Source organism: Brevibacillus sp. IT-7CA2 (assembly GCF_949767855.1).
Classification (GTDB): Bacteria; Bacillota; Bacilli; order Brevibacillales; family Brevibacillaceae; genus Brevibacillus.
The window spans coordinates 137,599-149,009 of record NZ_CATKQT010000001.1; the positions used below are offsets into that span (position 1 = coordinate 137,599).

The following is an 11,411-nucleotide window of genomic DNA, read 5'->3' on the forward strand; positions in this document are numbered from 1 at the left end:
GCTAATAACTGACTTACATCCATAATTGGGGGCTTAAGAGGTTGCTACTATTACGAATTGAGGGTACGAAATGAAATGAAAACAGTCGCCTGGAAATGGACGAAAATGATCGTTGTTGCTCTACTAGTGGTAACAGCCTTTCGCTTACTCTGGATGAGTTTCCTCACCACCTTTGACTACGCTGAAAAACCAGTGGCTGTACAAGGCGTGCTTGATTTGCGTGGATGGCAATTCTCGGAATACCAAACATTACGGTTGGATGGGGAATGGGAGTTCTTTCCCTCTCAGTTCATAGAGGGAAACGGCCTGAAGAAACCTAAGGGACAGACATACCTCCAAGTACCCAATCGGTGGGATGAGGCATTTGTTCATGAGCAGGGTATACCGGACTCCTTCCACTTCGGCACGTATCGACTACGCATCTTGCTTGATCCGGAACAGGAACAGACACTTGGGATCAGGATCAATGAGCTTCGAACTGCCTCGGCCATCTATGCCAATGGGAAATTAGTCTCCCAGGTGGGGCAACCGGCAACAAGCTTCATAGAGCATCAAGCACGCAATATTCCTTATACCGTCAAACTGACACCAGAACAAGGCCAAGTAGAGTTTCTTATCCATGTTTCCAATGATGCCGGAGCAGGTGGAATCACAAAACCTATTCGCTTCGGTACGATAGAAGCTGTACAGATGCGGACGATCCTCTCCATCAGTTTGCAACTATTATTACTCGTCGTGTTTCTGATCCATAGTTTATATGCCTTGCTCCTGTACTTCTTAGGTGCCAGAAATAAAGGTTTGGTATATTTCTCTTTGGTCATGATTTGTGGAATATTGACTGTGGTAACAGCCGATGACAAGTTATTATTTGTCTGGTTACAGTTCGATTATGATTGGACAGTTAAGTTGACGTATCTCGTCTATGTTGGTGCGGTCGCCTTCATACCTCCCTTGTTTCATCATCTACTTCCTGCTTATCTAAACAGAAGGATTTTACAAGGTTTCGGTGGCTTGTGCAGCTTATACGCCATGTTCATCCTCCTTGTACCTGCTGGAACTATCTTAGCTATGAGCAGAATACTCTCTATCGTGATGCTCCTATCCGTCATTATTTCTGCCTACATACTCTGGAAAGCCATTCGGGACAAGGAAGACATTATATTTCTCCTGCTAGCTTGCTTGTTTGTAGGGGTTAATGTGATATGGACGATAGCTTATGCCATATTAGGCTTAGAAATTGTTCACTACCCCTTCAACCTGATCTTTGCCATACTTGCTTTTGCGGCATATTGGTTTAGACGATTTTTCCGGGCAACGACTGAGACGAAACATCTTGCTGAGAAATTACAGCAAGAGGATAAGCGCAAGGATGAATTTTTGGTGAATACTTCTCATGAACTGAGAAACCCATTACATGGCATCATCAATATCACACAAGCGATTATCGAGGATACAAACAATCCCCTTCATGAAGAACACAAAAAGCGTCTGGATATTCTCCTGCATGTCAGCAGACGTCTGACGCTCATGCTAGATGATTTGCTGGATGTAACCCGATTAAAGGAGAACACCATTCGCCTGCATGAGAAAAAATTAAACCTGCAGTCTATCTTCGCTGGTGTTTTCGATATGGCGAGACTGATGCTGGACGGAAAACCGATTGCTTTAAAAGCGGAAATAGACGATTCGTTTCCTTCTGTTCGGGGAGATGAAAACCGGCTGATTCAAATTCTTTTTAATTTGGTGCATAACGCCATTAAATTTACAGATGAAGGAACCATCACGATTCGCGCGACAACGTCTAACGGATTTGCGCATATCCAAGTAGAGGATACTGGGGTTGGCATCGAGGAAAAGGCTCTGCAAACCATTTTTCAACCTTATGAACAAGCGGAACTGAATTCAATCAGAGCAAGTGGCGGATTCGGGCTTGGCTTACATATTTCCAAACAGTTGGTTGAGCTGCACGGCGGTACTCTATCGGTTCAGTCCACCCTGGGAAAAGGCTCTGCCTTTACTTTTACACTCCCACTAGCTACAGATTCCGTTCCAATAGAAGAAAGCAGCGCTCAGACATGGATGCAGACTTCACTAGAAATGGCCGCTGCAACGACTGATCGAATCACTACATCGACAGAACCGGTTTCTTCTAGTAATAGAAAAGCAAAAATTATCGTTGTGGATGACGACAGTATTAACCTGAACATCCTTAGCAAAATGCTTGAATCAGATCAATATGAAGTAAACACGGCAACCAGCGCTCAGCAAGCCCTGTCCATACTGGAACGTAAATCAGTGGATCTGGTCATCTCAGACGTCATGATGCCTCACGTATCCGGCTATGAACTAACACGCATCATCCGGGAACGTTTCTCTGTTTTAGAACTGCCTGTCCTGCTCTTGACCGGGCGCAGTCGTTCCCAGGATATTGTAACCGGCTTTCAAGCAGGGGCGAACGACTATGTTAAGAAACCCGTCGATGCTTGGGAATTAAAGGCAAGAGTAAAAGCTTTAACAGAGTTTAAAATATCCTTCGATGAACGTTTGCGTATGGAAGGAGCATGGCTACAATCACAAATCGAACCTCATTTTTTATTTAACGCATTAAATTCAATTGCCGCCTTGGGACTCCAGGACTTCACGAAAATGCAGGCACTGCTTGAAGAGTTTAGCAACTATTTGCGTTTGAGCTTCGACTTTCATAATTCTGAACCCGTTATTTCGCTTCACGATGAACTTGATCTTGTTCGATCTTATTTGTATATCGAGAAGCAACGATTTGGCGATCGATTGCAAGTGGAATGGGATCTGGACCCTGATCTCGATTTTTGCTTACCGCCCTTATCCATACAACCGCTAGTCGAAAATGCAATCAAACACGGCTTAATGCAACGCACAAGTGGGGGAACACTCTGGATTCACATCAAAGACAAAGAGGAGTATTTCGAAGTTTCAATCCAAGACGATGGGGAAGGGATAACAGAGGAAGTTCTGAATCAACTTTTCAGCCAAACAAGGCATGGCAAAAAAAGAGCAAGCGTAGGTCTGCGAAATATGGAACGGCGACTAAAACAACTATATAACCAGGGATTAACGATTGATAGCTCACCTGAACAAGGTACGATCGTCACTTTCAAAATCCCAAAATAAGGAATAGGCCACTTGGTTTATTCCTTATTTTTCTGCTTCCAAAGTTGATACCATTCTGTCATAGCCGGATTAGGCTGTTCTTGCAATTAGGGCGTTTAGCTCAAATGCTTTAATTGCATATCTCTCATATGCGGTGACGAAGACAATTTGTAATTGAGGTTTCACTTCCAAAAGCTGTTCGGCCAACTCGATACCGTTTAGCTTTGGTGTTTGAATATCCAAAAAGACAATATCAATCTCATTTTTTCAATCTCACGTTTGCCGATCATCGGATCCGTAAACTTTCCAACAATTTCAAAATCGCCGATATGTAATAACTGATGCTCCAAATAATTTAATGCCAACTCTTCATCGTCGATTAAGATCGCTTTCATACTGTTCCCCACTTTAATATTCTATCTATTCTCTAAACTATTCCCTCCCTGATCATTTACCCAAACATTCCTGCTCCACTACTTAGGTTACTGCTCAACTTGCCTTTAACTCTCTTCCTCTTGTATCGTTGGATTTTCATTAAGCCGCACTTTATAAGACTCGCCCCATACTTTCATTGACATAATGACCGGTTCCAGAGTCCTTCCGAAATCAGTAAGGGAGTATTCCACTCTTGGAGGAACCTCTTTATATATTTCGCGATGAATGATTCCATCCCGTTCAAGCTCTCTTAACTGCAATGTGAGCATAAACTGCGTGATTCCCGGATTGAGGCGCCTGAATTCATTGAATCTTTTCGTTCCGTTCAGGAGCTGATAGAGAATGATCCCCTTCCACTTTCCACCAATTACATCCAGTGTTGTTTCAACCGGACATGCTTGCATATCTGGACTCATTCCATATTTCTTTCTTCGGTCTCCCATCAGCTTATCCCCCAATGGTTTGATTTTTAATACTATACCATAAAAATATGCGTACTTACTTAAAGTAATTGAATCGATTTACAATGCAACTGTACAACATTTCCTATTTGAGAGGATGGATACCCATGAATACGCACAAAAAGATGAAAGCTGTCGGTGCTTACCGATACCTCCCTATATCCAATCCGGAAAGCCTTATTGATCTGCACTTGGATAAACCGGAACCTACAGGCCGCGATTTGCTTGTACGTGTAAAAGCAATCTCCGTCAACCCTGCAGACGTAGGCGTCCGCGAAAGTCATAACTACGAAGCCGATTCACCGAAAATTCTTGGTTGGGATGCCGCTGGAATCGTAGAACAAGTTGGTCCTGACTGCCAATTGTTTAAACCTGGGGACAAGATCTATTATGCGGGCAGTGTGTCTCGACCTGGCAGTAACAGTGAATTTCACTTAGTTGATGAACGAATTGTGGGAAATATGCCGAGAAGTTTGGATTTCGCTGCCGCGGCCGCATTACCGCTTACCTCGATAACTGCATGGGAGGGCCTTTTTGATCGTTTAGGAATTAGCTTAAATACAGGTGAAAACAAAAGCATACTGATTATCGGTGCAGCTGGAGGAGTAGGATCGATTGCCATTCAACTTGCAAAATTAGCAGGTTTGACCGTCATCGGTACTGCTTCACGTCCAGAGTCAATTCAATGGGTTAAAGGTCTCGGTGCGGATTTTACCATAAACCACAACAACCCTTTTCTCCCTCAACTCAAGGAAGTTGGTATTGACGCCGTAGATTATATCCTTTGCTTGAATGATACGGTTCAACATCTAGAAAATATGGCGGAAGTCATTGTCCCCCAAGGTAAAATTTGCTCTATCGTTCCTGCAAATAAAACTACCTGGGCAGGGAGCTTGAAAATGGACTTGCTGTTTTCTAAAAGTGTAACGTTTGTATGGGAGTTCATGTTTACACGGTCCTTGTTTCAAACCAATGACATGATCAAACAACACGAATTGTTGAATGAACTGGCGAACTTAATCGATGATGGAAAAATAAAAACTACGCTGACTGAACGACTGGAGCCAATCAATGCAGCAAACCTACGTTTTGCGCATGAGAAGTTGGAATCTGGACGGACCATTGGAAAAATCGTTTTAGAAAACTTCTGATACTATGAAGATGAAGTAGGCATGGTTGGTTCCAAAACGTGATAATGTGAATAGACGACTCTAAGGCCCCTTGCTACTATGGGGCCTTTTTGAGTACAACGGTATGTGCTGGCGAGACAAATTCTCCCCAGACTCTGTAAAAACTTGCTTTTACTTGTGATACGGCTCAGCTTGACGGTGCCAGCTCATCTGCGATCATTTTTGCCTTTTCCGCAAGCTCTCTCATATCATCGACCGGAACAAGCTCGGCTAATTCGTAAGCCAGCGGATCACGGGAAAACTTGTACAATTCATCCCGAAGCAGGTTCCTTTTTTCTTCGGAGGCATCTATATAAAGTTTGCACGGCTGCCTATCCTCATCCAAATCATGCAAGTCGACATAGCCTGATTTATGAGATTCCAACACAATGGCTGAAAGATCGATTAGAACTGAGCAGGCAATATCAAGTTCTGCTCGAAACGTGCCGTTAGCATTTTTTATATCAAATCCAATACTTCCGCCGATTTTCAAGTCTCCCTCGGAAAGCAGAACATCCAGACCCAAGTCCTTTAAAATCTGATTGAGCGTCACTTCCGTTGACTCCAATTGTTCCAAATAGTCTACTAATACCAGCGAATCATCGGAACCGCCAATTAAATCTCCCCACCATTTGCTTATGTACATGTTCTTTTCCCACTTTCTTTTAAGCATTGTAATGATCCATCAAGCATACGTATCAATGCCGCTTTCACCGAGCCACTGTCAGGCTATACCCGCCCCCTTTAGCAGACGAATGATAAGCTCCTTGCGCGGTCCCTGCGCCTTGCGAGCCAATGCAGCTAGCTTCTCCGCCTTGCCCCAGATCGGGTACAGTACCCGCTCGGCCTCGTCATCCGACAGAGTCTCTATTTGCTGTACGAATAGCGACAGCTTGTCTTCGCTTTCCAGCTCCGGCTGAATCTTCAGCTTTAGCGAATCGTGGGAGCGCAGCAGGCAGGCGATCAAGGTCGGAGTCGAGCGTTCCGTTATGCCATAGGTTTCGGCAAAAACGACTGTGAACTTGTCATGCACCAGCTGATGCTCATCATCCACTAGGTCCATGTAAGCTTCAACAAGCGGAAAATACCGCTCGGACGAAAGCCCCAGCCCGAACACAGCATAACTGCCCGGCATTACGCTTCTTTCGCTTTCCGTATCCTCGTACCATTCATACTCTTCCATCGCCTCACGAGCGTATTCCTCCAATAAAGGATGCAGCTCAGAATAAGCCAGAGCATTCGCAAAAAAACGGTGCGTGTCCGATTTGGCTAACCCCTTGATGGGCAAATACTCCTTCACGCTGGATTTTAACTTGATTTTGTAGCTTTTCGGGAAGTCCTTTCGGAGCAGAGAGAGAATAAATGAAATCGCCCGCTCGTACGCCCCGGCTTCTTCCTTGCGAATAACGATTGTAAAGAGGGAAAAAACATCGTTGGCCTTGCATTCGACCAATTCATGGCGCATATGGACGTCTTCTTGCGAGAAGCTGTCGCTGCCCTCCTTCAGCATACGCGCGGCTTTACTGTTGCCAAGCTGCTTCGCCAGCTCCAGAAAAATCTGGCCCTTGTTTTTGTTGAAGTCCGGCTCGTAACGAATAATCATCACCGCTCCGTATAATAGAAGGTCGATAGGCTGATTCGGCTCATCCTTATTCTCAAGAACAGCATCCGGCTTGATCATATATTCATTGGTCCTGTATTCGGAACGGGTGACGTCATAGTAACGTGGCAAAAATACATTCTCGACCCAGTCGGTCAAAGCTCTAATGATATCTCTCCGATGCTCCGCGAGAGCCTCAACCCGTTCTTTGTTCAACTCCTGAATCCGGTCAAATAAAGCGATCGTCTTTGCGGCTTCCGGTTCGGGGAACAAATGCGGATCAAGCAGATGACGCGCCAAAAAGAAGGTTTCCAGCCTGTTGGTTGGGTTAGAGCCCTTCTCCAATTTTTCCTCCATATAGGACTGAATTCGCTCCAGAAGCTGCTGCTTTTTCTCTTCATATACAGTTTCCAGCACCGTTAATTCCACAAGCCCGTCCAACGTTGCGAAGGTTCCTTGGAAGGCAAAACGGTAGTTGATCAACGGCGACGTTTCCAGCTTGTCCAGCCTCTCCCTTACGATTTCCGCCAGCAGGGGCTGAACCTCATACAATATCTGCTCTTGCGTAAAGGGTGAAGCTTTCATCGACTTTTTGCCTGCGGCACTCCCCACAGATTTCGAACTTTCAACCCTAGTCCTGCCCGGCCGATAATCCAGCATGATAAAGTTAAAGATGCCTACTTGCAGTGTGGTGCGTAAGACCACTTCCTCTGCGTCCTTTCGACTCTCCTGTTCGTCAAACCATTTATGAATCGCCGTTTTCATCTCTTCCAGCGCTTCTTTCTGTAATTCGTTCATTGTCTCCCGCCTTTTCACGTTTTCCATCTTTTCTTAACATAATCATACTATGGAAATGGGAAAGGTTGTTGGAATTATATGCCTCTGCCTGGGATCGACCAAAGCTCAAGCCTTAGTCCGTTCATTTATACGAATATGCGAAGAAACGTAAGAGCGCAATGCCGCTCATATGACCGTGGAATCAATTTGCTTGGGTGAGGCTTATGCACAAATGGAAGATAAGTGGGGCTATATAAGAAGAATTGGGCTTTTAAAAAACACATTATCATCCCCGCAGAGCAAAAGGGAGAACGCCATAGAGGCCGTTCTCCCTTTTACGATTTTCCAAGCCTTGTATTCGCTCAGAAAAAGCTGTGTTAGACTTTGCAAAAAAGCAGCTTTCGGAAAGGATGAATTCAATGTCTTCCAGTCGCAAACTTGTTCAATTTCGTCTCTGCAGCAAGTATGATAGCGGTAAGAACATTTCCGCGGCTGCCCTGTCCTCTTCTGAAATAGAGACTACGCAGAAAATTTTTACTATTCACACGGGCGATCGTCTGAACGTAACTTCTCGGCCAGTCGACGCATTTTGTCAAACCGCTTATCCAGTCAGCAATCTCCTGCTGTGGAAGCAAACCCTCTTCAATCATGGTATCCACGATACTGGCGATCCGCTCATCATCCTCATCGCTAAAAATTTGTTTCCCGTTATGGAGCATCCCCTTAATAGCAGCAAGTACTTCAAGCTGTACCGTTGTATCGCTCTCCGGACACTTGACCAGCTCCAACAAAGCATCCGCACCGTGTGACGCACCATGAGCCCAGCCTCCTTCAGGCAAATAGCCGCGCAGATCCTTTTCCTCCTTATAATATCGGAGCAGTGAATGCTTAAGATTCTGGAATTCAGCATAATCCAGAAAAGGCTTCTTGCTGTGAAGCCGTACTATTAAAGCAACTGGTAGAACAGAGAACGTCCTTGTAAATACAGACTGATCACCTTCGCTACCAATATGATAGAACAAATGATGCTCATCGGTCAGAATTGCCAGAAGAGTGCTCAATTCCGTTTCCGTAAACCGATTGTCTTCATAAATCCATTTATACAGTGTCGGATAGATCAGTTCATCCCGTAATTCCGGTTGAGGATCTCCGATAAATTGCAGCATTAGAATTAAAAAATCCTGTGTCCGCTCACCTTCACGAAGCTGGTAATGTTCCTTCTCAATTCTTTGCAGGTCTATCATGAGTTTCATCCTTGTATTGCTCACTGTCTCATCCCCTTGAATATACGCTATTTCCGGACTACTTACACCCCTACTATAAAACAAAATGACTGACACCTGTATGTCAGTCATTGTATGGTAGCAATATTGTTTTTATATATTCTTGTAATTCATTTCTCAAATAACAGGGCTCCACTATCTCGCATTCCTTACCAAAGCTTAAAATAAATTTCAGTAATCCCTCCTCATATGGAAATTGATCCACAACGATATATTGATTGTTATGTGTATTAGTTATTTTCTCTTTTTGAAAATACTCCGTTAATTGCTCTCCCATTTTATGAGTAAACTTTAAGGTAACGGTTATGCCTCGCGTAAGATAGCTATTCCTAATTATTTCCTGGATTTCTTCATTTGGTATATCCTTTTTTTCGAAGTCCTCACCCATCTTCAAATTCTTGATCCGTACTAGCTTGAACCTTCTGTAGTCATTTCTTTCTTTGCAAAAGCCCACCAAATACCATTGACCGGCGGAAAATGTAATTTGAAACGGTTCTACTGTTCTTTCGAAATATTCCATACTTCTGTTGATATATTCGAATACCACTCGCTTATTTTTTTCAATAGCATTATTTAATAGAAGTAGGTATTCCTTTAATTCATTTTCCATACTGAAATGAGACAGATTAATGTCTAACTTGCTTGTATTCTTTTCTTGTTTAAGCGTATTCTCGATCTTTAAAACAATATCATCAAACGTTGTGTTTTTCCCAAATAGAAAACTTAGATTATTCATTATCGCCATGAAAGTAGAGGCTTCATCTTTGTTTAAAAAAAGATTGTCCACATTATAGTCTTCCATAATGTAATAGCCTCCACCTTTACCACCAATGGATGCGATTGGGATACCTGCTTCACCTAACTTTTCTATATCTCTGTAAATTGTTCGTATGGACACCTCAAAATGTTCCGCAAGCTCTTTGCCTGTAACCGTACCTTTTTTTGAGATAATGAGTAACATGGATAGTAATCGATCTACGCGCATTTATATAGATTACGTTGATATGCAACGTATCCTCTCTTATTCTTTTTTACAAGACCGAAAGAAGTCTTCCCTGCCCCCTCCGGTCATTTTGTTCTTTTCTCAAGTAAATACTACTTTATTATTTGATTCAACTGTACTACTAGCTCAATCCGCTGTGTTACTACTATTTGTGATAAGGTTCTCCATAATGGGCCGGACGGTCAATTTTCTTCACATACACAAAAAAACAGCCACTAGAAAGGGCTGCCTTGTGTATGTTTAAAAAATCATTACTCTATAAGTGCGAAAATACTCGCTCAAAGCAATGATAAATGATTTTTCTAGAGACCCAAAAGTAGCGTAATAGAGATCTTGCCTTAAAGCATATCTTCCACTACTACACAATACCTAAGCAAAGTTTTTCGAATTTCTCCAGCAATAAGTTCTGCTTGTAGTGATGGTACACCATTACTGACCATCTTAAACTTTGTTGTCAATGTCAGAGTGGGTGGCAGCACATACTCATCAGGGACTGTTTGCAGTCTTAACGCCTCCCGAACAGAAAGTCTTCTTGCTTCTGTCGGATGAAGGTGTACTTCATTATTTCCATAAGCCACTGTCGGACTGTATCTGAATCGATGTAAACGCTTGAACGATTTTCGAAATGTATCTCCTTCGGGAATGAACAAAAACTTGTCTGATTTTGGATTAAAATGATCCAGTTGGTTTGGAACCTCATTTGTTAAGCCTTCAAATGCTGTATTCACTTGAAGCATTCTATACCTTAATGGAATTCGATCTATCTCTTCCGTTTTTTCTTGCCCAAGAAAATCCCATTTTGTTGGCCAAGGTATACTTTTTTTGGGATTTTCAAAAAGTACTTTCGGCCATTTAAAAATAAAATCATCCTTTTCTGATGTTTTAAGCAAATTATTGTCCTGAGATAACGTGTAACCTTCATCTTTCAATTTTTGTACAATCTCTTTTCTAAATCCTACCACAATCAACCTAGATCGATCCTGTGGAAATCCATAAGTGAGAGGATTTACAACATCATACCATATCTCGTACCCAAGTACTTTCAGTCGTTCAATTAGGTATAAAAAACCCTTACGATGTGCCTTCGTTTTATAGAGTCCTTCTACATTTTCAAAAAATAAAAAACCCGGTCGGGTTAACTGCACCAATCGTAAATAGCTAAAAATTAGCTTTCCACGCTCGCCTTCCAAGCCTTTATTTTGCCCTCCTACTGAATAGTCTTGACAAGGTGGACCACCTATGAGACCGGTAATACCTTTTAATTCTTTTCCGATTCTCGTTTGAGAGTTCTTGTCAGAAACGTCTGTAGGTTCATTAATCTCTTTATGCACAACCAAACCATTTGCTATAAAAGAATTGCTCGTGAAATTTCCATAGTTACTCAGGGCAAAATTGTATCCTTGGATGAATTGTTCATTAATCTCAAGGGCTTTCTCAATTTGAAAGCCCTTGTTCATAAAGCCTAAATCCAGTAATCCTCCTCCTGAAAACAAGGAAAGCACAGAAAAGACCTTATCCTGATTAACATGATTAAATATCAAATCAAAAACCCCT

At 42.7% G+C, this 11,411-nt stretch carries 9 protein-coding genes; 2 read left to right on the top strand and 7 right to left on the bottom strand.

Features of this window, described 5'->3' with window-relative positions; all coding sequences use genetic code 11:
* Positions 1-75: 75 nt before the first annotated feature.
* A complete protein-coding gene (locus tag ACM6JA_RS00620; RefSeq protein WP_414850743.1) occupies positions 76-3,150 on the top strand; it encodes an ATP-binding protein in 3,075 nt (1,024 codons plus the stop codon).
* Positions 3,151-3,219: 69 nt separating this feature from the next.
* On the opposite strand, the gene ACM6JA_RS00625 is transcribed toward ACM6JA_RS00620, so the two are convergent.
* Together ACM6JA_RS00625 and ACM6JA_RS00630 are read right to left on the bottom strand one after the other, a co-directional pair.
* The gene (locus tag ACM6JA_RS00625; protein ID WP_414850744.1) at positions 3,220-3,372 is read right to left on the bottom strand and encodes a hypothetical protein; all 153 of its coding nucleotides are present in this window, start codon (positions 3,370-3,372) and stop codon (positions 3,220-3,222) included.
* A gap of 257 nt (positions 3,373-3,629) precedes the next feature.
* Positions 3,630-4,007: a winged helix-turn-helix transcriptional regulator gene (locus ACM6JA_RS00630; protein WP_414850745.1), complete on the bottom strand. Its 378-nt coding sequence runs from the start codon at positions 4,005-4,007 to the stop codon at positions 3,630-3,632.
* 125 nt (positions 4,008-4,132) lie between these two features.
* Here ACM6JA_RS00630 and ACM6JA_RS00635 point away from each other — a divergent pair, with 125 nt between their 5' ends.
* The gene (locus ACM6JA_RS00635) at positions 4,133-5,176 is read left to right on the top strand and encodes a zinc-binding alcohol dehydrogenase family protein (RefSeq protein ID WP_414850746.1); all 1,044 of its coding nucleotides are present in this window, start codon (positions 4,133-4,135) and stop codon (positions 5,174-5,176) included.
* A gap of 166 nt (positions 5,177-5,342) precedes the next feature.
* On the opposite strand, the gene ACM6JA_RS00640 is transcribed toward ACM6JA_RS00635, so the two are convergent.
* From ACM6JA_RS00640 to ACM6JA_RS00660, 5 genes are all read right to left on the bottom strand, one after another.
* Positions 5,343-5,867: an imm68 putative immunity domain-containing protein gene (locus ACM6JA_RS00640; RefSeq protein ID WP_414850747.1), complete on the bottom strand. Its 525-nt coding sequence runs from the start codon at positions 5,865-5,867 to the stop codon at positions 5,343-5,345.
* A gap of 51 nt (positions 5,868-5,918) precedes the next feature.
* Entirely contained in the window at positions 5,919-7,592 is a 1,674-nt protein-coding gene (locus ACM6JA_RS00645) for a DUF6138 family protein (RefSeq protein ID WP_414850748.1), read from the bottom strand.
* 395 nt (positions 7,593-7,987) lie between these two features.
* Positions 7,988-8,839: a DUF2785 domain-containing protein gene (locus ACM6JA_RS00650; RefSeq protein ID WP_414850749.1), complete on the bottom strand. Its 852-nt coding sequence runs from the start codon at positions 8,837-8,839 to the stop codon at positions 7,988-7,990.
* 79 nt (positions 8,840-8,918) lie between these two features.
* Positions 8,919-9,839, bottom strand: coding sequence for a helix-turn-helix transcriptional regulator (locus tag ACM6JA_RS00655; protein ID WP_414850750.1), 921 nt, complete (start codon positions 9,837-9,839; stop codon positions 8,919-8,921).
* Positions 9,840-10,195: 356 nt separating this feature from the next.
* Positions 10,196-11,398, bottom strand: coding sequence for a DNA cytosine methyltransferase (locus tag ACM6JA_RS00660; protein ID WP_414850751.1), 1,203 nt, complete (start codon positions 11,396-11,398; stop codon positions 10,196-10,198).
* Positions 11,399-11,411: the final 13 nt, after the last annotated feature.